We start from the raw sequence: 22,588 nt of genomic DNA, 5'->3' as shown, positions 1-22,588 counted from the left end.
TAGAAAATCTAAAGGAGGAATTTTTATGAAAAAGAAGTTTGTAGCAATGATGATGAGCGCCCTGATGGTGGCTTCCCTGGCTGCCTGCGGCGGAGACTCGAAGACCACGACAGGCGCAGACACAACTGCAGCCGCAGGGACGACGGCAGCGGCTGCAGGGACGGAGGCTGCCGCAGGAACAGAAGCTGCTGGCGGAGCAGATTTTGCGGATCTGCCGGAAATGCAGATTACCTTTGCCTCTTCTCAGTCTTCCGCTCTGGATGTAAGTAAGTATATCACGGAGAAAGCAGCGGAAATCAGAGAGCAGACCGGAGACAAGCTGAATATTAAGGTTGCTTTTGATGGGACGCTGGGAGCAGATTCGGAACTGGTAGAAAACTGCATGGCCGGAAATATTCCTATGATTCTGCTTTCTTCTTCCGCTATGGTTTCCTATGTACCGGAGATGGCTATCTTCGATATGCCGATGGTTTATGCATCCGATGAGGACGCTTATGAAAAGATCCCTCAGTTTAAAGATACCATGAACGCGATCACCAATCAGAAAAATATGGAGATTTTGTATCTGAGCGGCGGTACGATGAGATCTCTGACGACGAATACGGAAATCAAAACTCCGGAAGATTTTAAGGGTATGAATATTCGTACGCTGGAGAACTCCTATCATATGGCCTTTTGGAAAAATTTAGGCTCTAACCCGACCCCTCTGGCATTTTCGGAGCTGTATCTTGGCCTGCAGCAGGGATTAGTGGACGCGCAGGATAATCCGATTCAGGCAGTTTATGCTATGAAGTTCCATGAGGTTCAGGATTACTTTATGGATATCCCGGCATTTTCCAATGTCAGCTGCTACATGATGAATAAGGACTATTATGCGTCTCTTCCGGATGCGTACAAGGCAATCCTGTCTGATTTCCTGGAAGATGTGAGCAATTACGCATGGACAAATTTAGAGGCAACCAATGCCGCTACATTTGAAGCAATTGGCGATGGACTTACGGTTTTGGAGTGTACGGATGATATCCGGGCTGCGATGACTACCGCGGCGGAGCCAGTATGGGATATGCTGCGTACGGATTTGGGTGATGAGCTGGTAGACGCTTATCTGAAGAATGCCGGCGTTCAGCAGTAGCTTACCAGGATGGCAGGGAGTATAGAGCCTGACTGGCAGTGACAAATCGGCAAAGTAGAATTTAGAAAGGGCCGGCATTTCGGTGCCGGCCTCTATTTATAAAGGAAAAAAGATGGTATGAGAAGGAAAAAGATACATCCTGCCTGGAAGGTTTTGGTTTGCTGCTGTTTGATTCAGGCGGGAACCTTAGGAGCCGCTCTTTGTGCGTCTATGTTTTATACGCCGGTAAGCCAAAGCTTAGAGATTCCTTTGGGAACATTTACGATGTACGTTACGGTACAGGGGATTTTGTCGGTAGCAGCGTCGCCGGTCTATGGAAATTTAATACAGAAGATTTCTGGAAAAACTTTGATGACCATAGCGGTTGTTCTTTATGGTGTATCCTGGATTGTGCCTGCATTATCCCAGGGCATGGCGCTTTGGTATCTGATTGGAGTGATGCGGGGAGTTAGCATACCTATGTTTTTTCTGTTTATTCCGATTGTAATTCAAAATTGGTTTGAAGAAAAACGGGGAATGGCTCTGGGGATTGCAACTGCGTGTACCGGATTTTCTGGAGCGATAATTAATTACGGAATTTCTTGGTTAATGGATTTTGCCGGGTGGCGGCTGGCATCCATTTTTTGCGGCATTTTTTGCCTCCTGGCGTCTCTTTTTGCCTTGCTGTTTGGCGTGACGATGGAGCCGGAGAAAAAAGGACTTTTACCTTATGGGAGTAAAAGTCATGCTGCCGAAATGATATCGTCAAAGTGTACGCTGACCGCCAAGGAAATTCTGCATTCCAGGCCCTTTTGGCTGATGGCAATTATGATGGGGACGTTTGGAGTCGGGAGCGTGATTTCTCAATATATGGCAAGCTATGCGTTGCATCTAGGGGGCACTTTGCAAATGGCCGGCGCATGTGCGACTGCTGCCTTATTGGGAAATTCGATTGGAAAAATCCTGTTGGGATTTCTCAATGACCGTCTTGGGATAAAAAAAGGCAATGGAATCCTGATGATATTGGCGGCGGCATCCTTTGTTCTTTTTCTTTCTGGAAGCAGATGGATCGTTCTTTTGTGTACGGCCAGTTTTGCTGTTGGATTTTACAATTCAATGATATCCGTGTCGGCTCCGACTCTGACGAGGATGTGCTTTTGGGGAGAAAATTACAGCAAAATATATTCGTGGCTTATGGCTTGTCAGAGTTTAGCCAATGCAGTCAGCGTCTCTCTTTTGGGGCGCACAGTGGATTATTTTGAAAGTTACCGACCAGTATTTTTCGTGGGATTTGTAGGAGGAATGCTGTGTTTATTTACATATTATCTACTATTTAAGGAGGAAAATTATGGCACTGTTACAAGCAAAGACCGAGAACGGTCTGGTAGAAGGATTGCCGGCAGGCAATCAGATGGTCAGTCTGTTTAAAGGAATTCCCTTTGCCAAAGCTCCGGTGGGCGATCTTCGTTTCCGAGCGCCGGAACCGGCGGAGCCGTGGGAAGGCATTTACCCGGCGTACCGGTTTGCACCTATTGCGATGCAGCCGCGGTTTGCCTCAGAAGGTGGAAATACGCTGGCTGCAAGGGAGTTTTACGTTGTGGAATTTCCGCGCAGTGAAGATTGCTTGTATTTAAATATTTGGACTCCGGCAAAGTCGGCGGAAGAAAATCTTCCGGTAGCGGTTTATTTTCATGGCGGCGGCTTTGAAACTGGCTACAGCTATTTAAATGCCTATGATGGGGAGGGGTTTGCCAAAAGAGGAATTGTCTTTGTCAGCATTGCTTACCGGCTGAATGTGTTTGGTTTCCTGGCCTTAGATGAGCTGGCGCAGGAGGACGCTCATGGCAGTACTGGAAATTATGGAACGATGGATCAGGTGGCCGGTCTGGAATGGGTAAAGCGAAATATTGCTGCATTCGGAGGCGATCCGGAACAGATCACCATTTTCGGTCAGTCGGCCGGAGGGTTCAGCGTGATGAATTTGTGTGCCTCTCCTTTAACAGATGGGTTGTTTCAGCGTGCGATTATGCAAAGCGGCGGAGGGCTGGCCCGAAAAGGAGCCTTGAATCCGACGATGCAGGAAGCGAAAAGGCGCGGACAGGAATTCTTGAAGTTTGTGGGAGCGAACAATGTTGCGGAGGCCAGAAAACTGCCGGCGGATTTCCTTGTTGAAAAGTATCAAGAGTTTAAGTCGTATATTGGGATTGGAATTCCTTTTGCACCCGCGGTGGACGGCTATGTGAATCCGATGCTTCCGGAGGAATATTTCCTTCAAGGAAAGCACACGGTAAAGGATACGATGATCGGTTCCACCGCAGATGAGATGCGCCACAAGGATGCGGCGCTGCCTTCTTCTGATACGCTTTTGCAAATGGCAAAAAGTTATGGTTCCAGGGCGGATGAGTTTTTGACCGCGATCCAATCGGAGAGCCCTGAAAAGTGCCGCAAGCATTTTGAAGATCCCGTCGGAGATGGAATGTTGGCAGCATCCATTGCCTGGTGCGAAAACCAAAATAAATTGGGCAGAAAACCCGCGTTCATGTATTACTTTACCTATGTGCCTCCGGGGGCGGAAGAAACAGGCGCACACCATTCCGTGGAGCACCACTATGTGTTCCAGACACTGGTGCGCTCTTTAAGGCCATATACCGGGCATGATTATGATTTGTCCAATCAGCTGGCAGATTATTGGGCAAACTTTATCAAAACCGGGGATCCGAACGGCGCAGGTAAGAAAAGTTGGGAGCCTTACATAAAGGAAACACAGAAAACGTTAATCATCGGCGAGGCCTGTGAGATGAAAAAGATGGAACCAAATACAAAAGTTGGTTTCTTGGTGGATTACAATTTGAAAGGATAAGTTTGATTTCCAAAGCTCGATAAGCTTGGCGCCGAATGACGCCAGGCTTTTCGCGCATCTGTTTTTCTTTGACAAGGAATACGCAGTTGGGAATGGTAGAAACCGAGGATAAAGTGTGATAGGATAAGAAAAAAGCGGAGAGAGTGAAAATATGAGACAAAGGATGGAAGCGTTTCGACGATTGATACATACTCAAAAATTGTATTTTCAGATTTTTGGCAGTTTATGTCTGCTTTCTATCGTTATGCTTGCTTTCTTTTTATTTTATGCCAATACAGCCATCAGCGGAGAAAAAAATACAAGCCTCCACCGTATTCGTGCGCTTGGGCTGCAGGATAAAAGTGAGAGCTTAGAGCGGATGATGGATTATCTGGCGGCGTCCATGGAGCAAACTCTTTGGACGGACGATTTTGTGATGGCTCTGATTAATCCGGACGCGGTAAATGATGAAGTATCACAGCGGATCGTAAAGAACTTGGCCAGCCAGCAGGCGGCAAATTCGATGTTGGAAAAAATTTTTTTCATCTCTGACCGATCGGGAATTCTTTATCATTCGGATCATTATTATATGCCTTGGGAATATAGTACGGAAGTCAGCGTGTACGAACGGCATTTGGAGAGGGCGCACCCAGAGAAACATCCTAGTAACCAAAAAGGAAACTGGCAGGTGATGACCTGGAACCAAAAAATATATCTTGTGATTGACATGAAGACGCCGTATTACGTGGGTAGCTGTCTTTTGGAATTGAACCAAAGGGAGCTGGAAGATATTTTAAAATCCAATTTGGAAAATATAGAGATCTGCGTTTATGATGAAGACAAATCGCCTATTTTAGGGACAGAGGTCGATTACGGTGAACTCCCGGATGAAATTCAGAACATCATTTATGTGGAGCAATTGGAGCAGGCGGATCTGACGAGCGGGGCGACAACGGCTTATTATTTGCAAGGGGAACATTTGCGGTGGAGTTATTTTATGATTCCACAAAAGCAAAATCCGACGGGCTGGTTTTCTCAGTTGGTGGTTTTGCTTCCGGTTGCCATATTGTCCGCCGCATTTTGCGTGTTTCTCTCATGGTTGATTTCCAAAAGAGTGTATGCGCCAATTCGGGTATTGTTAAAGAATGCGATAGAAAAAAGAAGCGATCTGGAACTATATTCGGAGACGGAAGTGTTTTCGAATCAGCTAAAAGAGACCAATGAGAGCCGGGAACGGATGAACTTGTTCCTTCAGGTGATGTCGCGGGACATTTTAGAGCAAGTCATTCGAAAATATGTGTTGGGAAAATATGGAGATGAAAACTATATTGAAGAGGCTCTGAAAGAGATTGGCGCCGAATCACTGCTTCACGGGCGATATGTCGTCATCTGCGGAGGATATCGGTATCTAAATCCAGAACGGCCGCAGATCTTTGAAAATACGCTGCACAATCATAATCTGATTAATTTGGTATGGCAGATGCACTATGAGAACCTGACGCTTTGTCCCGTGGCTTTCAGCAATACAAATTTTATGATTGTCTGCTGCTTTTCAGAAGAAGCCGCGTCTCCTTATATTAGAAAAATCGTGGTTACGATTATGGAGCAAATCAAACAGTTGGTACAAGACCAACCTTTTGAGGCTATTTTGTCCGCTAGTCCGATCAGTATGGATATTCGAGAACTGAGAAATCTTTGGCTGGAGACGAGAGAAAAGGTCTTATTTCAACAATATTTGGACGGGGAGGTATCAGAGACTGGCGAAGCGGAACATCAGATGATCAGAAAATATGTACAGGAAAATACGAAACAGATGCTGGCATTTGCTCTGGAGGGAGATGCTGCTGCTGCGACGGATAAGGCGGATTGCATCGTTGCCCAGATGAAACATGCGGATGAAAAAGAGAGGCAAGCATGGAAGCAGATCCTTTTTGAGGCAATTACGGATGCACTGTTAGAGCTTCATGTACCGGTGGAGAATATTCAACGATTGCAGGTAGAAAATGGCCTGACGGTGGGGCAGATTCCGGAGGATACCGATGAATTTGCCAGATGTTATCGCGGTTTCTGCACGGATATGGCCCATATGGTTGTTACGGAGAACCGGAAAAGGCGATACCGCTATGTGGATGTGGCCAAAGCGTACATCCAAGAGCATTTTAACGACTGTGACCTGTCCCTGTCGGAAATCAGCAATGTTGCCGGCATTTCCGCTTCCTATCTAAGCACTTTATTTGTGGAGGTGACGGAGACAACCTTTATTTCTTATTTAAATCAATACCGTGTGGATATGGCGAAGCAAATGTTAAGCGCATCTGCGCTTTCTGCGTCGGAAATTGGTTTTCGGTGCGGTTTTCATTCCAATCAGACGTTTTACCGGGTGTTTAAAAAATTTACAGGAATGGCTCCGAATCAGTATCGTGAGATACAGAAAGGGACTAACGTTACTACTTTATAATACGAGGGAGGAGAGGGATGAAATATTGGTGGATGTCTTTGATTTTGGTTGGACTTTGTCTGAGCGGATGTACAGCCAAGAGAAAAGTAGAGATCATAGAACCTACTTTTATGGAGGAGATTCAGACGGAATGTCCGGTTTATTTATCCATTGCGACTGCCGGGAACTTCTCAGATGCGCCATATGGGAAGGTATTTCAAAGCTGTTTGGACGATTTGAATGCAAGCGGTTTGTTTGACGTGAGCCTCTATGAAAATGGGATTATGGGGGAAGACGCACAGCTGATTCGAGCGGTTCAAAATGGAACGATATCTGTTACTATGATGTCTCCAAGCGGACAAACCACAGTGGTTCCGGGAGCTTCTCTGCTGGATATTCCTTGGCTGTTTCCGGATTCTGAGACATACCAGAACTTTCTCAATGAATCGGGGATGCGCTTCCTGGAGCCTCTCTACGCGGAAAAGGGGCTTGTTCTCTTGGGAATTAGCGCTCATGATTATCGATATCTGACTTCCAATCGCCCGATCTACTCGGTGGAGGATCTACAGGGATTAAAGATTCGAATCCAGGACAATATTTGTCACCGGATTTTATGGGAGTCTTTGGGCGCGGAGCCGGTTCCCATTGATTTTCATGAACTTTATATGGCTCTTTACAATGGAACGGTAGATGCTCAGGAAAACCCCTATGTAGTGGCAAAAAGCAAGCGTCTGTATGAAGTTCAGGATTACATTGTGGAAACAGGGCATTTGCCGACCGTTTATGTGTATGTGATGAACCAAGAACAGTGGAACCAGATGACGGCGGAGCATCAGGAGATGCTGAAGGCGGAAATTCAGCGTTATATTTCAGAGGTGACGGAGCAGACGCCAAAGATCGTAGGAGAGTTAAGGCAATGGCTGACTGAGACAAAAGGGATGACATTGCTAACGCCGGACGAGGCGTTTCAAAAGGAATTATTGGCTGGCCGGCAGGCGGTTGTGGATTACATCAAAACACAGATCGGAGAAACGGAGGTAGAACTCTATTTGTCTCTGGCGGATAGTTACCTTCAATTGACAAGGGCACGCACGGCCAGGACAGAGTAAATTTTGCTTTCTGCATCGTTAGTTTCACTCAGCGTACGCCCTGTACGCATCGTTCAACTGCCTTGCAGAAAGCAAAATTGATCTCTGCCTGGCTCTGTGACCTCAAGCGGAGAGAATTTAGGCATCGTCCAGGCATCTGACAGAGGCGTACTGGACGTACGCCGATGGAAGATAACGCAGAAGATGCCTAAATTATCCCGCTATGAGGCGTGTATGCTCTTGTTAATTGAAGGTATAAGACGCTCCACCCATCCGGGGAAGAGTGAGGGGTGGAGTGTTTCTTGCCCTTTGCATGTGGTTCAATGAAAGGCTTCTTGACAAAACAAGTTTTGCTGTGTATACTAACAGCATCAATTGAATACAATCTTCAGGGCGGGGTGCAATTCCCCACCGGTGGTACAGCCCACGAGCCGCAAGGCAGATTCGGTGCGATTCCGAAGCCGACAGTATAGTCTGGATGGAAGAAGATGAATGATACGGAATGATAGGATTCTGTATGAGAATGGATTGCCTTGGAGTGTTTTTTTGACATTCCAAGGTTTTTTATTTCATAGGAAATTCCGACGGAATTTCCTATAGAATAAAAAGCGCTATGCGATAAGCACGGCGGTTCTCATGCGAGATAGGATATTCTCTGGATTTTGCCCTGAACCATTGGTTCGGGGTATTTTTTTGTCTTTCTGGATGAAAGGGAAAGGCTGACTTGTATGAATTTTTTGGAGGGTGTAGGTGTCAAAAGGAGGAAAAAAATGAGAGATGAGGATTACATGAGGATGGCCTTGCAGCTTGCTGAAAAAGGCTGCGGATGGGTATCCCCGAACCCGATGGTAGGGGCGGTGATTGTAAAAGACGGGCGTGTCATCGGACAAGGATATCATGAACGATACGGCGGCCCCCACGCCGAGAGGAACGCCCTTGCTTCCTGCACCGAATCGCCGGACGGCGCGACCATGTATGTAACCCTAGAACCCTGCTGCCATGTGGGAAAACAGCCGCCTTGTACGGAGGCCATTTTGGAAGCGGGCATCCAAAAGGTGGTGGTCGGGTCAGCGGATCCGAATCCCCTGGTTTGTGGAAAAGGAATTCAGCAATTGCGGGAGCATGGCATGCATGTGGTGGAAGGTGTTTTGCAGGAAGCGTGTGATCGGATAAATGAAGCCTTTTTTCACTATATTCGGACTGGACGGCCGCTGGTGGTCATGAAATATGCTATGACCATGGATGGAAAGATCGCGGCCTATACAGGAGATTCCAAATGGATTACCGGAGAAGAGGCCCGAAAACACGTACATCAGCAGAGGCATCAGGCCGGAGCAATTTTGGTGGGCATAGGAACGGTACTGGCCGACGATCCCTTACTGACTTGCCGTATTCCAGGAGGGAAAAACCCGATTCGTGTCGTCTGCGATTCCAAGCTTCGCACTCCCGTGACCGCCCAGGTGGTTACAACGGCAAGACAGACGCTGACGATTCTTGCCACCTGTTGTACCGATTCCAAACGGCAGCGCGTTTACCAGGAGGCTGGGTGCCGGTTATGGGTCATGGAGGAGAAAGACGGCCGGGTTGACTTGCGGAAGTTGATGGAGCGGATGGGACAGGAGCAGATTGACCGCGTTTTGCTGGAAGGGGGCGGCGTTTTCAACTGGGCGGCTTTGGAGGCAGGGGTTGTAGATAAAGTGCAGGCGTATCTGGCGCCGAAACTTTTGGGCGGGCGGGAGGCGAAGACTCCGGTGGAAGGGGATGGAATTGCCGCCCTGGCCCAGGCGATATCTTTAAAAAACAGCACGGTAATTCAATTGGGAGAAGATTTTTTGATCGAAAGCGAGGTAAAACCTAATGTTTACAGGGATTGTTGAGGAAGTGGGAGTGGTAAAACAGATTCAAAAGGGAAGCAAATCCGCTGTTTTGACCATTCAGGCGAAAGCGGTCTTAGAGGGAACGAAAATTGGCGACAGTATCGCTGTGAACGGCGTTTGTCTGACCGTTGTTTCTTTGGGAAACGGGTGTTTTTCGGCGGATGTGATGCACGAGACCATAAACCGTTCTTCCCTGGCGCGGCTCATATGCGGCAGCCGCGTCAATTTAGAACGGGCAATGGCAGCTGACGGGCGATTCGGCGGCCATCTGGTGGCGGGGCATGTCGATGGAGTGGGAAAAATCGTAGAAGTCCGGCAGGACGATACGGCGATTTGGTATACGGTTCAGGCGGAACCTTCCATCTTGCGGTATATCGTAGAAAAGGGTTCCATTGCGATCGACGGCATCAGCCTGACGGTGGCGCAGGTGTTTTCCGACCGGTTTTCTATTTCCGCTATCCCTCATACGGTTCGGATGACCGTGTTGAAGGATCGAAGGGAGGGGGATGAAGTTAACCTGGAAAACGACATGATAGGAAAATATGTGGAAAAGTTATTGCGGGTAGACAAGGACGAAGCGAACCAAAGCCGGATTACGAGAGATTTTTTAACTCAGTATGGGTATTAAAAAGGAGGGAAGTTCATGTTTCAGTATCATACCATTGAGGAAGCGTTGGAGGAACTAAGAAGAGGAAAGATTATCTTAGTCACAGACGACCCGGAACGGGAAAATGAGGGGGATTTTATCTGCGCGGCGGAATTTGCCACTACCGCCAACATCAATTTTATGGCGACTTATGGGAAGGGATTGATTTGTATGCCCATGTCCGAGGAGTATGTAAACCGGCTGAAAATCCCCCAGATGGTGGCGCAAAATGGCGATAACCACGAGACCGCGTTTACCGTATCCATCGATCATATTTCGACCTCCACAGGAATTTCCGCTGCCGAGCGTTCCATCACGGCGATGAGCTGTGTGGCAGAGGACGCGGGGCCGGAGGATTTTCGCCGTCCGGGGCATATGTTCCCGCTTTTAGCTAAGAAAAATGGCGTCTTGGAACGAAGCGGGCATACCGAGGCGACCGTGGATTTGTGCCGTCTGGCCGGGCTAAAGGAGTGTGGACTTTGCTGTGAAATCATGCGCGAAGATGGAACGATGATGCGGTCTTCGGAATTGATGGAATATGCCAAGCAGTGGAATATGAAATTTATTACGATCCGGGAGCTGCAAAATTACCGAAAGTGTCATGAAAAGCTGGTGGACCGTGTGACTGTCACAAAGATGCCGACGAAATACGGGGATTTTATGGCATATGGCTATGTAAATCGGTTAAACGGGGAGCATCATATCGCATTGGTAAAAGGCGTGATTGGCGGCGGACAGGACGTGCTTTGCCGGGTTCATTCGGAATGCCTGACGGGAGACACCTTCGGCTCCCTGCGCTGCGACTGCGGTCAGCAGTTGACTGCCGCGATGGGACAGATTGAGGAGGAAGGAAGAGGAATCCTCCTCTACATGCGTCAGGAAGGGCGCGGAATCGGTCTGATCAATAAGCTGCGTGCCTATGAGCTTCAGGAACAGGGCATGGATACCCTGGAAGCCAACGTGGCTCTTGGATTTGCAGGAGATCAGCGGGAATATTATATCGGAGCGCAGATTTTGCGGGATTTAGGGGTAAAGAGCCTGCGCCTTTTGACCAACAATCCGGATAAAATCTATCAGCTCTCCGAGTTTGGTATGGAGATTACGGAACGCGTGCCGATTCAGATGGAGGCCACTGCCCATGATCTATTTTACTTGAGAACAAAGCAGCAGCGCATGGGGCACATTTTGAAATATGAAGAATAGAAGCATTCAGACCCAACTGGATGTCTGAGGTTTTTATATTATAATAGGAAGGAGTCAAGTACAATGAAAACATTAGAGGGAAAATTGATTGCGAGGGGGATGAAGATCGGCATCGTAGCCGCCCGGTTCAATGAGTTTATCACAGCGAAACTGCTAAGCGGGGCGGTAGACGCGCTGACGCGCCATGAGGCAAAGGAAGAGGATATCGCTGTCGCGTGGGTTCCGGGAGCCTTTGAGATCCCACTGATTGCATCGAAAATGGCAAAGACGGGAAAGTATGATGCAATCATCTGCCTGGGCGCGGTCATTCGCGGCAGCACCAGCCATTATGATTACGTATGCAGCGAAGTGTCGAAAGGGATTGCCGCTGTGGGATTAGCCAGTGAAATTCCCGTCTTGTTCGGCGTGCTGACCACAGAAAATATCGAGCAGGCCATCGAGCGCGCCGGAACAAAGGCGGGAAATAAAGGCTATGATTGTGCGATGAGCGCCATTGAGATGGTCAATCTGATCCGGGAAATAGGATGATTTTCTCCTTAATAGCCGAGACCTGCTTGGATTACGCTGCCATCTAAAGCGCTTAGAGAAAGTACATGACTGGCAGGCTTGGGCTCGGTGGATTTGTTTCCATTTTCATCCACAATGATAAAATCGTAGGTTAACTCCGAATCGCCTTCTGCGCGTACTCCGTCGAAGCCGTAGAAAGACCAGGTCGGAATCAGATAATATTCCATGGTGGCGTTGGGAACGAGAACACGGGACAGCCGTCTTTTGATGCCAGTGATTTTAAAGGCGGCTTCCTCCACTTTCGGGCCTGTGCTTTCCGGATCCCCTTCTTTTCCTGGAAGCTGGAACCAGCTAAAGGGGTAGGAGATCTCCATTTGCGCCGCAAACCGCTCCATAATCTGATCAAAAGAAAGTTCCGTTACCGCCGCATTTTCTACGGAGACCACTTCTAACGGAGACGACCAGTTGAACTGGATGATTTCGCCGTTTGCGATCGTGACATCCAAGGATTCGTAGGAATAGAAGGGCGCGTAGTGATCTCCATCGCCTTGCGAAATGTCTTGCAGGTCGGATAGGGAAAAACCTTCAAATATGGGAAGGTAAGAGATATAAAAGCTGTACCCTCCCGTCGGAGTTCCATCCTCTTGTGTGAATTCGCTTTTCATGCACTGCTGAAAGTTCCAGCGATCTTGAATTCCCAGGTCGTGTAAAAGCTGATCGGCCAATTGCTTTGCTTCCTCCTCCGTGCCGGAAGTTCCCCCGGTATTCCAGATGGGATCTTCCCAGGATAGGCCAAAGCTGATGTGATGACCGATATAGCCTTCCGTTGTGTGATTCATCGCCTCAACTTCAAGCGCTTTTCCATTCACCGTGGCGCTGGCCTTTATATAGGAAGCCTTATCATTTTCACAGATTCCTCCCGCGCCGGGCATTTCCAGCGTTTCATCAAAATAGCTGGCCGGATGGAACTGCCAGTCGCATTCCTTTGGCTGGTAATCGTCCACCGCAGTTTCGTAGCGTTCTTCCCAGAACTGAATTTCCTGTTCATATTGTGCCCTTAAATCTTGTTCATGCTCCGGACTATTCGCGCAGGCAAGAAGGCCGTTGGTATCGTTCATCCATGCTTTTATTTCCAGAATCCGCTTTTGGATCTCTTCTTTTGTCATTACGTATCTGGATTCATAGGCGGTCTGGCCCTGGAAGAAATAGTCCGCGATGGGCCGGACTTCCTCGACGGTGAACTCATGGGGCTTTACCAAAAGCACTGGCATGGCCGAATCATAGGTTTCTACCTTGGCGTCGATGATGAATTGAAGATTTTCAGACGGCGTATACGTTTTTTGAAAGGTAGATTCGCTGGGGACCGCGGTTGAAGGCGTTCCATCGGGGATAGAACCATTTGCTTCTGTATTGGAAATCAGATCTTGAATCTGATTTTTGCCGACCACTACCTCGTTTTCCGGCGCTGGCTGACAGGCGGCAAGAGACAGCGATATACCGAGACACAGGGCCAATAATGCGGCCCGATTTTGATTTTTTTTCATAGATCCTCCTTTTTCTAACAACGATATATGCCTGGCGGCGTAGCTGCCAACCAGGGCTTTCCTAATGAATAGGCATGACGCCTGGCGGAGCTTTCCTCGTAAGTTTATCGGCCCCTTGTATCGGAATCGTCTCCAATCTGTATCCAATTTGTAACGAAAGAAAAATAGCGGTGATGAAGACGCTGTGCTTGTAATTTTAATGGGTTTTTGATATAATGAAAAACCGAGTTAGAGCCTCACAAGTGGGGCGTGGCATATTACCTAAAAATGGGAGGTCCTTATGAAAGCGATCGAAGTAAAAAAAGGGATTTATTGGGTTGGCGCCGTAGACTGGTCGGTTCGGAATTTCCATGGATATACAACGAATCGGGGAGCTACTTATAATGCGTATTTGATTGTGGATGAAAAGATCACCTTGATTGATACCGTAAAAGCCCCCTTTGCAAAAGAACTGTTGGCGAGAATCCGCAGCGTGGTGGACCCGGAAAAAATCGACTATGTTATCTCCAATCATGTGGAGATGGACCATTCCGGCGCATTGCCGGAGGTGATGAAGGCGTGTCCTCATGCAAAAGTAGTAACCAGCGCGCCCAATGGCGTAAAGGGATTAACGGCTCACTATGGAGAGTTCGATTATATGCCGGTAAAAGGCGGCGACACGCTGTCTTTGGGAGCACGCAGCCTGGCCTTTGTGGCTACGCCCATGGTACACTGGCCGGATAATATGGTCACCTATTGCCCGGAGGAAAAGATCTTATTCTCCAACGATGCCTTTGGACAGCACTATGCCTCCAATGGACGGTTTGACGACCAGGAACCTTTGGATGTGGTTCTCCAGGAGGCTAAGAAATATTATGCAAATATTGTCATGCCTTACAGTAAGCAGGCGGGCGGCGCGGTAGCGGCCTGCGGCGGTTTGGATATCGGGATGATTTGTCCGAGCCACGGCGTAATTTGGCGCAGCCATATTCCGGCGATTCTGGAAGCTTACGGAAAGTGGACGTCCGGAGCCCAGGAGGAAAAAGCTCTGGTAGTATTTGACAGTATGTGGCATTCCACGGAGCAGATGGCGCTTGCCGTGTTGGAAGGATTTACCCAAAAGGGAATTCCTGCGAAACTTTTTGATCTGAAATGCAACCACAATTCCGACGTGTTGACGGACGTACTGGACTGCACCTATATTGCGGTGGGCTCGCCGACACTGAACAATCAGATGCTTCCGACAGTGGCTTCGTTCCTGTGCTACCTGAAGGGCCTTTCTCCCAAGAACCGCAAGGCATTTGCCTTTGGTTCTTACGGTTGGGGCGGACAGAGCATCGGCCTGGTGGAAGAAGAATTAAAAGCCTGCGGCTTTGAAATTTGCCTGGAAAAGATTCGGATTCCGTACGTTCCCAAGGAAGAGCAGCTGTTGGAGATTACGGAGAAGGTAAAAAATCTGTAAGAAGCAGATGGATGGAGTTGAACAACAAAATACGTATAGCAAACAAAAACCGATACGATATTTCAAACGTATCGGTTTTTGCGTTATGGAAAAACTATTTGTAGAGGGCGGCTTTGCCCAAACGGGTTTTGGCGAAATTTAGCATAAGCACCCGAAATCTGTCTGTACATCCGGAAAAGGTTGTGATATGCTTATTCTATAGGATTTTTATGCCCAAAGGAGGTACGCCATGGCGGAAGCGGGTGTTGATAATATTACTTTTTTAGAAGAAGCGAAAGCGGCTGTGATTCAACTGCGGCGGGCGCAGGCGGTTAAGGATGAGCAGGAGCTTCAGACAAAGCGTTTGGAAAAGGCTTTGACGTTGGAAAAGAAGGCGGTGGCCGATAGCATTGAGCTGACGATTCGAAAACGGAAAGCAGAGATTACCGATAGTTATGACACGCAGATTGAGGAGATTCAAGGACATTTAAAGAAGATACGAAACAAGAGAGAAAAAGCAAAAAATGAAGGGATGAAAGACCGGATTGCAGAGGAAACCGCAGATTTGAGAGAGGAAAACCGGCGTCTGAATACGGAGATTAAAACCGGCTTCCGCCAGGACCGGGTTCCCGGATTCTGCAACTCGCTGCTTTTTTATTCCCTTTATTATACCAGAGGATTGAAGGAGATTCTGGTTTTCATTTTGACGTTTGCCGTCTGCTTTTTTTGTGTTCCCGTGGGAATTTACCGGTTGACAGGCGTGGACAGCACGTTGGTTTTGATCTTGCTGTATGTGGTAGATATTTTCTTTTTTGGCGGCCTGTATTTCCTTTTAAACAACCAGATTAAAGTGCGTCACTTGGATGCCCTGCGGAAAGGCAGGGAAAACCGGAATGCCATGGCGGCCAACCGCAGGAAGATCAAAGCGATTAAGAATGCGATTCGGAAAGACAAAAATGAGGAAATGTACGGTCTGGAAAAATTTGACCGGGAAATCGAAAAACTGGAAGAAGAGAAGATCGGCGTTGCCAATCAAAAGCAGGAAGCGCTGACTCATTTTGAAAATACTGGAAAAGTTCTGATTGCCCAGGAAATCACGGAAAATAATCACGATCGGATTTCAAAATTGGATGCTGATTTTACCCATTCGTCGGAGCTGCTGGCAGAATACCGCGAGCGGCTGCGGAAAGCCACGATGATTTTGACGGAGCGTTATGAGCCGATGCTGGGGAGAGAGTTTTTGCAGGAAGAAAAACTGGATGCCCTTTTGGCAGCGATTTCCTCCGGACAAGCCGCCAATATTACCGAGGCCCAAGAACTCGTGCGGGCAGGTGCGCCTATCGGCGTGGCAGAACCTCCGGTGGATTCTGATTCGGAGCAAGGAGAAAAACGGGAATCATCCGACGCCACGTAGAACTGTATTTGGCACAAATGGCAAAACGAGCTGCCTTAAGGTTTCCAGCCACTCTTCCGATGGCGTGGTAAAACGGCGGTCCAAAACGTACTCTGAGTCCCGATAGGCTTGCAGGTAATAGGCGTTGGCCCCTTGAATCCACCTTCCAATTTCGGGAAAATCCTTTTCCTCATGGAGTTCGGGCACGACGGTAGTGCGGAATTCATATTCCATGGAAGTTTCTAATAGGTAAGAGATGCTTTCCTCAATCCACTCCAGATGCAGGCCTTCTTTTCCTGCGATGGCGGCGTATTTTTGTTTCGGTCCTTTGATATCCATGGCCACGTAGTCTACCAGTTTTTTTTCACACAGATCCCGCAGGACATCCGGGCGATAGCCGTTGGTATCGAGCTTCACCTGGTAATCCATTTCTTTTAGCTTTTCCATAAAGCTTCCCAGATCTTTTTGCAGAGTCGGTTCCCCGCCGGTGATGCAGACGCCTTCCAGCATCCCGCGGCGTTTTTTTAATGTTGCAAGAATTTCTTCCTCGGGAAGCGTATCGCCGGGAAGAATCAATTCGCTGTTATGACAAAAAGGGCAGCAAAAATTGCAGCCGCCAGTAAAAACCGTAGCAGAGAGCCGTCTGGGAAAATCCAGTAATGTTAGTTTTTGAAATCCACCAATCTTCATAGTCTCTACTATAGCACAGTGCTTTCGAGAAAGAAAGGGAAAAATGGAAGGGAATTCTTATGGGGAAAAATGGAGGAAAGAAAAAAGAGTTTGACATCGCGCCTATCATGACGGTATAATAAAAAGGCGGGTATCTTGCCCGTATTGTAAATATGCCATAAAGTTTCCGCGCAGCCGGGGAGTTAGCGGTGCCCTGAACCTGCAATCCGCTATAGCAGGGGTGATATTCTGCCTAGGATTCTTATTTGTGGGGCTGCCCTTTGTAAGTGACGTTGATGTTCTGGTCTCACGCAACGGGAATTCGTGAACCGTGTCAGGTCGGGAACGAAGCAGCACTAAGCGAAACCTTCCGTGTGCCGTGAGGGCGCCGGATCTGAGTTAACTGCTAAGGTAACGCCCATGAAAAGGAATACAAAGCAGAATGCGCGGATATTTTTTTCATTTCATAGGAAATTTCGTTGTTTAAATAGGAGGCATTCTTTATCATGTCCTATACCGCCCTCTACCGCAAGTGGCGTCCAACCAATTTTTCAGATGTAAAAGGCCAGGAAGCCATTGTCACTACTTTAAAGAATCAAATTACCACAGGGCGTATTGGTCATGCGTACTTATTTTGCGGTACTAGAGGAACCGGAAAAACGACGATTGCGAAGATCTTTGCGAAGGCTGTAAACTGTGAGCATCCCGTGGATGGCAGCCCTTGCGGTGAATGTTCTACCTGCCGTGCGATGGAATCCGCTGCTTCTATGAATGTAGTGGAGATTGACGCGGCGTCCAATAATGGCGTTGACAATATCCGTGAGATTCGGGATGAGGTACAGTACTCGCCAGCGGAAGGAAAATATCGCGTATACATTATCGATGAGGCCCACATGTTGTCAACAGGGGCCTTTAATGCATTGTTGAAGACCTTAGAAGAGCCTCCGGCTTATGTGATCTTTATTTTAGCCACTACGGAACCGCATAAAATTCCAGTGACGGTTCTTTCCCGCTGCCAGCGTTACGATTTTAAACGGATGACAAACGATGTTTTGGTAGATCGTTTGAAAGAACTGGTTTCCTATGAAAATGTAGAGATCGAAGAAAAAGCTCTCCGTTATATTGCGAAAAAGGCGGACGGAGGGATGCGGGACGCGATTAGCCTTTTGGATCAGTGCATTGCGTTTCATATTGGAAAACCGTTAACCTATGAGATGATTTTAAACGTGCTGGGAGCGGTAGACAATGAGGTGTTCAGCGGTTTCCTCCGCTATTTGGCAACGTCCGATACCACCGGGGCTTTGCTTGCGGTGGAAGATATCGTGATGAGCGGTAGGGAGCTGGGACAATTTGTCCAGGATTTTATTTGGTATATGAGAAATTTGCTGCTGCTTCAGACTTCCGAAGCGGGCAGCGAAGCTTTTGATTTGACAGAGGACGATTGGATTCGTTTGCAAGAAGAGGGGCGGATGATTTCGACGGATGCGCTGATGCGTTTGATCCGGATTTTTTCGGAACTATACAATCAGATGAGAAGCGGCGTCGGGAAGAGAGTGCGTTTAGAAGTGGCGGTAATTCAATCCACCCGTCCTGCCATGGAACAGAATCTGGAATCCGTGTTGACCCGTTTGGACGCGCTGGAAAGAAAGGTGGCCGAGGGTGTACCCGCCGCAGCGCCGGCCGCGCGCAGGGAGGCAGCGCTGCAAGAAGAACAGGCGGAACCTGTTTTAGAAGAGCGCGAGCCTGTTGTTTTGCCTCAAGCGGAATGGGAAGATTTAAACCTGATTCAACAGGAATGGCCTAGGATTTGTGGAAGCCTTGAACGTATTGCGACGCTTTCTCTGGCAGGCACTCGTGTAGAGCCGAAGGGAGAAGGCGCTCTGGGGGTGGTATTTTCAGACCAGTTGAATTATAATATGTGTAAGACCGTAGGCGCGTTGGAGCAGGTAAAGGCGTTTGTGGAGCAAACGTACCAGAAAACCTTGGCCTTTGACGCCAGGTTGGCTGTCCAAGAGGAAGCGGCGCCAGCCTATGTCAGCGATGCGGATTTATCGGTGTTTCATACCGAAATTGAAATAGAAGAAGATTAGTTATGTATAGAAGGAGGTTTTGTTATGGCGAGAAAAGGGGGATTTCCAGGTGGAATGCCGGGAAATATGAATAACTTGATGAAACAAGCGCAGCGTATGCAGCGTCAGATGGAAGAGACGACGAAAGAATTGGAGCAGAAAGAGTACACAGCGTCAGCCGGAGGCGGGGCTGTGGAGGTAGTAGTATCTGGGAAAAAGGAACTGGTTTCTATCAAATTGGCGGAGGAAGTGGTCGATCCGGATGACATTGAGATGCTCCAGGACCTGATTGTAGCAGCTGTCAATGAAGCGTATCGGGTAGCGGACAGCGAATCCCAGAATGCGATGGCGAAGCTGACCGGTGGGCTTGGCGGCCTGGGAGGCTTTGGCTTCTAATGGATTATTATAGCACCCGGATTCAATCTTTAATTGAAGAGCTGGCGAAACTTCCTGGTGTTGGTCCCAAATCGGCTCAGCGTTTGGCCTTTTACCTGATCAATCTTCCGGTGGAGGCAGTGGAAAAGCTGGCGGGGACAATGTTGGACGCCAAGAAAGGCGTATGCTACTGTGAAAAGTGCTGCACTTTGACAGATGCGAAGCTCTGTCCGATCTGCAGCAGCCCGGCGCGCGATGCTTCGACGATTATGGTGGTGGAGAATCCGCGGGATCTGGCAGCTTATGAGAAGACCGGTCAATATGAGGGACTATACCATGTGCTTCACGGAGCGATTTCTCCGGCGCTTGGAATCGGTCCTGGGGATATTCGGTTGAAGGAGCTGATGCAGCGGCTGCAGACAGAAGAAATTTCCGAGGTGATTATCGCTACGAACTCCAGCTTGGAGGGAGAAACCACGGCGATGTATATCAGCAAATTGATCAAGCCAACCGGCATTAAAGTCAGCCGCATTGCCAGCGGCGTACCGGTGGGCGGCGATTTGGAATATATTGATGAAGTAACGTTGTTGCGGGCTCTGGAAGGGCGCGTGGAGCTATAAGAATCTTACCTTTGGGGTGAAAAAATGGATAAGAATACTTATAATATCAAAGCGGATAAAATACAGAAACTGGTCAATAAAAAGGATTATGTTACAGCGGCAAAGATCGCCGATACCATTGACTGGAAGCAGATCCACAGCCTTCGGATGTTGACGACCGTGGCGACGGCTTATGAAAAGACAAAACAATACGAAGCGGCGATGGACATTTTGCTGATGGCTTATGAGGAGGCTCCTTCGGGCCGCCGGATTCTTTATAAGTTGGCAGAGAACGCTATCTATGCCGGCGCTATCCCGGACGCGGAGCAGTTTTATAAAATGTATCTGGCGGAAGCGCCGGATGATAACAGCCGGTATCTTTTGCGCTATCTTTTAGCGGAAGCAAAAGGCGAGCCATTGGACAAAAAGATCGCCATTTTAGAGACCTATAAGCGGAAAGAATTTGAAGAAGAATGGGCGTATGAGCTGGCGGTGCTGTACCGAAAAGCAAATATGAAAGAAAAGTGTGTTTCTTTGTGTGACGAACTGATCCTATGGTTCGGCGTTGGGCCTTATGTGGAAAAGGCCATGGAGCTAAAAGAAACCTATGAACCGCTCAGCGAGGAACAGCGGGCCCGGAGAGAAAACCGAGAATACTATGAGCAGAATCTACGGCGTGTAGCAGAGGAAATGGAGGAAGCCCAGAGAGCGGAAGAACCACGGCGGGAGGAGCCGGAAGCTTTAAGAGAAGCGGAAGAGGAATTGCCGGAGGTATCCTATACGGACGACTTTGTAAGCGGTTTTGACGAAGCGGCTTTTGAAAAGGAAGATCAGCCTTTTGAGGAAGGCCTTTATGCGCAGGAAGCAGAAGAGCATTCTATGGAAGATGCTTTTGCGTTTGAGGAAATGGAATCCGTAGAGGAAACGCCTGATTTGGGACGGGAGGATCCATTCCAAGGGGATGAAGACGTAACGGGGCTGGATGTGGATTTGCATCCGGAAGATCCGATCACTTATGACAATGAGACGGTGATGACCGAAGACCCTGAGACTGCGCAAGAGTTGATGGCGGTGCCGGTGGCTGAGGATGAAGAAAACGAGGAAATGTTCCTTTCTGAAGAAGAGGGAGATCCGGACCAGGAAGATAAAATGACCTTTCCGCTTCATCAGGCGGAGCCAGTGGTTCTGGAGCCGGAGATTCCCTATGAGGAACCTGCTCTTGTGGAGGAAGAAGCGGAAGCAGAACCGCAGCAGTTGGAATTTTCTTTTGAAGAGCTTGACGACGAACCAGAGCCGGAACCGGAAATACAGCCGGAGAGGCCGGCTTATCATCAGCCGATTTATATTGCGACCCACACGTCAGCGGAAGGGATTAATCTGGCGGTGGATGCGCTTCGAAAAGCCTATGAAGAAAAGGGAGAGACCATTTCTCAGGTGGCAAAGATTTCTGGTGGACGCTTGAATGCAAAGGGATTGATCAAATCTTTGCCAAATTTGAAGGGAAAGGATTTGATTATCGACCATGCGGGGGAGATCAGTGATGACATTTTGGAAGAACTTCTCCGGGTGGAAAAGGATTTGGAACCGGAAAAATATTTTGTAATGTTGGATACGCCGGAAGCATTGGCAGAGATTCAAGGCCGGTACCGGAAAGCGGAGGCGGCTATGTCTGCGCTGGAAGATTGGCGTGATTTAAAGCCATTTAGACGTATGGATTTGCGGGAAGATATTCCAGTGGAACCGGAAGCAGATGATCCGCTGCCGCAGATTCAATTTACCGATGAAGAGCTTGTCCGGCAGACGGAAAAACCGGTACAGCCGAAAATAGCACAGCCGGAAACGGAAGAAGAGCGGCCGACACGCAAGATAGAGCGCCCTGCCGCGGAAGAAAATCCGACGTCGACGGAGAGCCGAAAGAGCGCTCCAAAGCCGAAGCAAAGCAGCACGGATGAAAATGCGCCGATGAGCGAAGCAGAATTCTTGGAATATGTCAAACAATATGCCGAGGACATCGATTGTGTGATTGAAGAAGATGGAATGCTGGCAATCGAAGATGAGATCGACGCAATGAAGCAGGATGGCATACCGCTGACCATGAAAGAGGCTGAAGGGCTCATTGAGGAAGCTGCGGATGCTGCGGAAAAGCATTCCTTGACTGGACTATTTCGATCGAAATACGATAAAGAGGGTAGATTGATTTTAAAAGAAAAGCATTTTCAATATTAATTGTTTTTCAGCATCATTTGCCATTCTGAGCCCGGAGGGGCAGAGGGACCAAGAAGTTAGATCGGTCTCCTGGGTAGAGAATACCTTCAGAATGGCATTCTCTTTTTATTCAATAGGAAATTTCGCTGAAATTTCCTATTGAACAAAAAGCGCTCCGCTAAGGATGCACACGAGCGCGAAAGGAAGATGCCGCCGATAGCGGCCGCGCTCGGCGCGAGAATTTCGCAAAGCGAAATTCTTTCTTGTTTCATAGGAAATTTTTTTGAAAAATTAGTAGACGAATGTAACCATTATAGAGGTGATTATGAAAGAAAGGAACGTGGATCTATGGATCAAGATACGTTTTCGTTTGTTATATATATGATTCATGCCTGTGCGAATCATTGGGAGCAAACCCCTTCGGAGGTATATAAGAACATGAAATCTACAAATTGCATTAAAGATTTTTTAGTGCCTAATTATGAGATTCTTCACACCCAAAGTACAAAGTATATTGTTGAAGACATCAAAGAATATTTTAATGTTAGGGGGATATCTGTATGATTGTTTATCATGGTTCAAATGTGATTGTAAATTTCCCTGACA

The 22,588-nt window shown here is 48.1% G+C and carries 18 protein-coding genes, 1 other RNA gene and 1 riboswitch; of the genes, 17 read left to right on the top strand and 2 right to left on the bottom strand.

Translation table 11 applies throughout. The features are described from left to right. The first annotated feature begins 25 nt into the window (after positions 1-25). The 9 genes from ACCC71_RS13255 (at position 26) to ribH (ending at position 11,729) form a co-directional block, all read left to right on the top strand. A complete protein-coding gene (locus ACCC71_RS13255; RefSeq protein ID WP_434310096.1) occupies positions 26-1,132 on the top strand; it encodes a TRAP transporter substrate-binding protein in 1,107 nt (368 codons plus the stop codon). A gap of 117 nt (positions 1,133-1,249) precedes the next feature. Beyond that, positions 1,250-2,539, top strand: coding sequence for an MFS transporter (locus tag ACCC71_RS13250; protein ID WP_434310095.1), 1,290 nt, complete (start codon positions 1,250-1,252; stop codon positions 2,537-2,539). After that, positions 2,460-3,971: a carboxylesterase/lipase family protein gene (locus ACCC71_RS13245; protein WP_434310094.1), complete on the top strand. Its 1,512-nt coding sequence runs from the start codon at positions 2,460-2,462 to the stop codon at positions 3,969-3,971. The genes ACCC71_RS13250 and ACCC71_RS13245 overlap by 80 nt, the downstream gene beginning before the upstream one ends. A gap of 151 nt (positions 3,972-4,122) precedes the next feature. After that, a complete protein-coding gene (locus ACCC71_RS13240) occupies positions 4,123-6,408 on the top strand; it encodes a helix-turn-helix domain-containing protein (RefSeq protein WP_434310093.1) in 2,286 nt (761 codons plus the stop codon). Between the two features lie 17 nt (positions 6,409-6,425). Continuing rightward, entirely contained in the window at positions 6,426-7,496 is a 1,071-nt protein-coding gene (locus tag ACCC71_RS13235) for a TRAP transporter substrate-binding protein (RefSeq protein WP_434310092.1), read from the top strand. Between the two features lie 359 nt (positions 7,497-7,855). Further along, positions 7,856-7,969: riboswitch (FMN riboswitch) on the top strand. A gap of 276 nt (positions 7,970-8,245) precedes the next feature. Further along, positions 8,246-9,352 (top strand): bifunctional diaminohydroxyphosphoribosylaminopyrimidine deaminase/5-amino-6-(5-phosphoribosylamino)uracil reductase RibD, encoded by a 1,107-nt coding sequence (gene ribD / locus ACCC71_RS13230; RefSeq protein ID WP_434310091.1) that lies wholly within the window; start codon positions 8,246-8,248, stop codon positions 9,350-9,352. After that, positions 9,333-9,980 carry a riboflavin synthase gene (locus ACCC71_RS13225; protein WP_434310090.1) on the top strand — a complete coding sequence of 216 codons (648 nt, stop codon included), beginning with the start codon at positions 9,333-9,335 and terminating at the stop codon, positions 9,978-9,980. The genes ribD and ACCC71_RS13225 overlap by 20 nt, the downstream gene beginning before the upstream one ends. A gap of 15 nt (positions 9,981-9,995) precedes the next feature. After that, positions 9,996-11,201 carry a bifunctional 3,4-dihydroxy-2-butanone-4-phosphate synthase/GTP cyclohydrolase II gene (locus ACCC71_RS13220; RefSeq protein WP_434310089.1) on the top strand — a complete coding sequence of 402 codons (1,206 nt, stop codon included), beginning with the start codon at positions 9,996-9,998 and terminating at the stop codon, positions 11,199-11,201. A gap of 63 nt (positions 11,202-11,264) precedes the next feature. Then, on the top strand, positions 11,265-11,729 hold the full coding sequence (ribH, locus tag ACCC71_RS13215) for a 6,7-dimethyl-8-ribityllumazine synthase (RefSeq protein ID WP_434310088.1): 465 nt from the start codon (positions 11,265-11,267) through the stop codon (positions 11,727-11,729). Positions 11,730-11,737: 8 nt separating this feature from the next. On the opposite strand, the gene ACCC71_RS13210 is transcribed toward ribH, so the two are convergent. Beyond that, positions 11,738-13,252, bottom strand: coding sequence for a DUF6034 family protein (locus tag ACCC71_RS13210; protein WP_434310087.1), 1,515 nt, complete (start codon positions 13,250-13,252; stop codon positions 11,738-11,740). Positions 13,253-13,532: 280 nt separating this feature from the next. Between ACCC71_RS13210 and ACCC71_RS13205 the strand changes: the two genes are divergently transcribed. Together ACCC71_RS13205 and ACCC71_RS13200 are read left to right on the top strand one after the other, a co-directional pair. Then, on the top strand, positions 13,533-14,693 hold the full coding sequence (locus tag ACCC71_RS13205; protein WP_434310086.1) for an FprA family A-type flavoprotein: 1,161 nt from the start codon (positions 13,533-13,535) through the stop codon (positions 14,691-14,693). Positions 14,694-14,922: 229 nt separating this feature from the next. After that, on the top strand, positions 14,923-16,086 hold the full coding sequence (locus tag ACCC71_RS13200) for a hypothetical protein (RefSeq protein ID WP_434310085.1): 1,164 nt from the start codon (positions 14,923-14,925) through the stop codon (positions 16,084-16,086). On the opposite strand, the gene ACCC71_RS13195 is transcribed toward ACCC71_RS13200, so the two are convergent. Further along, entirely contained in the window at positions 16,069-16,755 is a 687-nt protein-coding gene (locus tag ACCC71_RS13195; RefSeq protein ID WP_434310084.1) for an anaerobic ribonucleoside-triphosphate reductase activating protein, read from the bottom strand. The two genes, ACCC71_RS13200 and ACCC71_RS13195, sit on opposite strands and share 18 nt — an antisense overlap. A 166-nt stretch (positions 16,756-16,921) precedes the next feature. Between ACCC71_RS13195 and ffs the strand changes: the two genes are divergently transcribed. The 6 genes from ffs to ACCC71_RS13165 all read left to right on the top strand — a co-directional run bounded on the left by ffs (position 16,922) and on the right by ACCC71_RS13165 (position 22,546). Beyond that, an RNA gene (gene ffs / locus ACCC71_RS13190) (signal recognition particle sRNA large type) lies at positions 16,922-17,184 on the top strand. 56 nt (positions 17,185-17,240) lie between these two features. After that, positions 17,241-18,824, top strand: coding sequence for a DNA polymerase III subunit gamma/tau (dnaX, locus tag ACCC71_RS13185; protein WP_434310083.1), 1,584 nt, complete (start codon positions 17,241-17,243; stop codon positions 18,822-18,824). 24 nt (positions 18,825-18,848) lie between these two features. Beyond that, positions 18,849-19,199, top strand: coding sequence for a YbaB/EbfC family nucleoid-associated protein (locus ACCC71_RS13180; protein WP_434310082.1), 351 nt, complete (start codon positions 18,849-18,851; stop codon positions 19,197-19,199). Next, complete coding sequence (gene recR, locus ACCC71_RS13175; protein WP_434310081.1) at positions 19,199-19,798, top strand: recombination mediator RecR; 600 nt, start codon at positions 19,199-19,201, stop codon at positions 19,796-19,798. Before ACCC71_RS13180 ends, recR begins: the two co-directional genes overlap by 1 nt. A 24-nt stretch (positions 19,799-19,822) precedes the next feature. Continuing rightward, entirely contained in the window at positions 19,823-22,003 is a 2,181-nt protein-coding gene (locus ACCC71_RS13170; RefSeq protein WP_434310080.1) for a tetratricopeptide repeat protein, read from the top strand. Positions 22,004-22,189: 186 nt separating this feature from the next. Next, entirely contained in the window at positions 22,190-22,546 is a 357-nt protein-coding gene (locus tag ACCC71_RS13165; RefSeq protein ID WP_434310079.1) for a DUF3791 domain-containing protein, read from the top strand. Positions 22,547-22,588: the final 42 nt, after the last annotated feature.

It is taken from the genome of Hominifimenecus sp. rT4P-3 (assembly GCF_051055405.1).
GTDB lineage: Bacteria > Bacillota > Clostridia > Lachnospirales > Lachnospiraceae > Pseudolachnospira.
The sequence above is the reverse complement of the archived record's forward strand: the minus strand, read 5'-3'. Positions and strand labels throughout refer to the sequence as shown.